This window comes from Sphingomonas sp. FUKUSWIS1, assembly GCF_000733135.1.
GTDB lineage: Bacteria > Pseudomonadota > Alphaproteobacteria > Sphingomonadales > Sphingomonadaceae > Sphingomonas > Sphingomonas aerolata.
The window spans coordinates 2,442-4,504 of the sequence record NZ_JPJC01000182.1 but is presented as its reverse complement, the minus strand read 5'-3'; the positions used below and the strand labels follow the sequence as shown (position 1 = coordinate 4,504).

General features: G+C 67.2%; 3 protein-coding genes and 1 pseudogene. 3 read left to right on the top strand and 1 reads right to left on the bottom strand.

The window, feature by feature from the left end; genetic code table 11:
* On the top strand, positions 1-461 hold a 461-nt coding region (locus tag sphsw_RS11470), incomplete at its 5' end, for a transglutaminase-like domain-containing protein (RefSeq protein WP_031440739.1).
* A gap of 117 nt (positions 462-578) precedes the next feature.
* Here sphsw_RS11470 and sphsw_RS19810 read toward each other — a convergent pair.
* Entirely contained in the window at positions 579-725 is a 147-nt protein-coding gene (locus tag sphsw_RS19810; protein WP_160172635.1) for a hypothetical protein, read from the bottom strand.
* A gap of 95 nt (positions 726-820) precedes the next feature.
* Between sphsw_RS19810 and sphsw_RS11465 the strand changes: the two genes are divergently transcribed.
* Positions 821-1,753, top strand: a complete 933-nt coding sequence (locus tag sphsw_RS11465) for a DnaJ C-terminal domain-containing protein (protein ID WP_031440738.1) — start codon at positions 821-823, stop codon at positions 1,751-1,753.
* A 7-nt stretch (positions 1,754-1,760) separates the two neighbouring features.
* Positions 1,761-2,063: pseudogene (locus sphsw_RS20470) on the top strand (YihY/virulence factor BrkB family protein); the annotation flags it as partial.

Below are 2,063 nucleotides of genomic sequence, written 5' to 3'. Positions count from 1 at the left end.
CGGGGATCGCACTCGCCCGCCGCATCCAGCGCGAGTTCGTGTTCGATGCGGATGCGACGCTGGTCGACACTCCGCCGCACGAGGCGTTCCTCCACCGCAAGGGCGTGTGCCAGGATTTCGCGCAGATCATGATCACCGGCCTGCGCGCCGCCGGCCTGCCCGCCGCCTATGCGTCTGGCTATATCCGCACCATCCCGCCCGCGGGCCAGCCGCGGCTGGTCGGCGCGGACGCGACGCATGCCTGGGTGCTGCTGTGGTGCGGGCCGGTGCATGGCTGGGTCGGGATGGATCCGACCAACGGCATCTGGATGGCGAGCGACCATATCGTCATAGCGGTCGGCCGCGATTATGCCGAGATCGCACCGGTCGACGGCGTGGTGCTGGGCTCGGGCGCACAGAGCATGGACGTAAGCGTCGACGTCGCTCCGCTCGACGAGGCACCGGTCCGGGTCGCCGGGTAGCCTGCTCCACGGTCGTCATCCCCGCGGAGGCGGGGACCCATATACTCGTACGGTTGCGATACTCTCGCGGGATTGCCGGTATGGGTTCCCGCCTTCGCGGGAATGACGAGACGCGCGTCAGTCCTTCCCCTCATGCGGGTTCGGATAGGACCCGCCGCCACTCTCGCCGCCCGTGTCCTTGGCCGGCGCGTCGTTCACCCCGTCCTTCTGCTTGGCACCATCATCGCCCTCGGGCACGCCCTGCATCGGTTGCTTGTCAGCCATCATCGTCTCCTCTCGCCCGCCAAACGCACGGCACGGGAATTGCGTTGCGCCCGCGGCGGCCCCACATAGACCCGCAAGACAGAGTGGGGACCTAAGTGGCCGATCCGTACAAGACCCTGGGCGTTGCCCGCGACGCGAACGAAGCCGACATCAAGAAGGCGTATCGCAAGCTCGCCAAGGAGCTTCATCCCGATCGCAACAAGGACAATCCGAAGGCATCGGAGAAGTTCAGCCAGGTCACCAACGCGTACGATCTGCTGAACGACAAGGACAAGCGCGCGCGCTTCGATCGCGGCGAGATCGATGGCGACGGAAACCCCGCCGCGCCGTTCGGTTTCGGCGGAGGCGGCGGCGGACGTCCTCAGCCCGGCGGCGGCTTTCGCAGCGAAGGCTATGAGAGCGGCGGCCCCGACATGAGCGATATCTTCGAGGGGCTGTTCGGTGGCGCCCAGCGCGGCGGTGGCGGTGGGTTCGCGAGCGGCTTCGGCCGGCGCCCGCAGCCCAAGGGCGAAAACGTCGCCTATCGCCTGCAGGTCCCGTTCGTCGACGCGGCGACGCTCGAGCCCCAGCGCGTCACACTCTCCGATGGCAAGACGCTCGATCTGAAACTGCCCGCAGGCGTCGAGAGCGGCACGCAGATGAAGCTCGCAGGCAAGGGCGAGCAGGGCCCGGGCGGCGCGGGCGACGCGATCCTGACGATCGATGTCCAGCCCCACCGCTTCTTCACGCGCGACGGCGATGACGTTCGCATCGACCTGCCGATCAGCCTTGCCGAGGCGGTGCTCGGCGGCTCGATCAAGGTGCCGACGGTCGAAAAGCCGGTGATGCTGACGATCCCCAAGGGCACGACCTCGGGCAAGACGCTGCGCCTCAAGGGCAAGGGCTTCCACAAGAAAACCGGTGGCCGCGGCGATCAGCTCGTCACGTTGATGATCGACATTCCGGCCGACAACAAGGCTCTTGCCGACTTCGTCGAGGGCTGGGCGAAGAGCAATACCGGGAACCCGCGGGGGGCCATGGGCGTCTGAACGCCTTGTGAACGACAGCAATCTTACGCCCGAGGCGCGTGCCCACGACCACGGCGGCACGCGCCGGCGCCTCAATCGCGGCATGGCGAAGGTCAAGCCGGGCAGCCATGCGTTCGAGGTCGTCAAGCGCGCCGCGGTCGGCGTGTTCAACGACGGCTTCATCCACGCGGGCAACCTCGCCTATCTTGCGCTGATGACGGTCTTTCCGTTCTTCATCGTGGCGGCTGCTATCCTGTCGCTGTTCGGCCAGAGCACCGAGACGATCCGTGCGGTCGAATCCTTCCTGAACGTCCTGCCACCCAACGTCGCC

Coding starts and splice junctions, on each gene's coding strand:
- sphsw_RS19810 (WP_160172635.1), bottom strand. CDS start 725: ATGGCTGACAAGCAACCGATGCAGGGCGTGCCCGAGGGCGATGATGGT.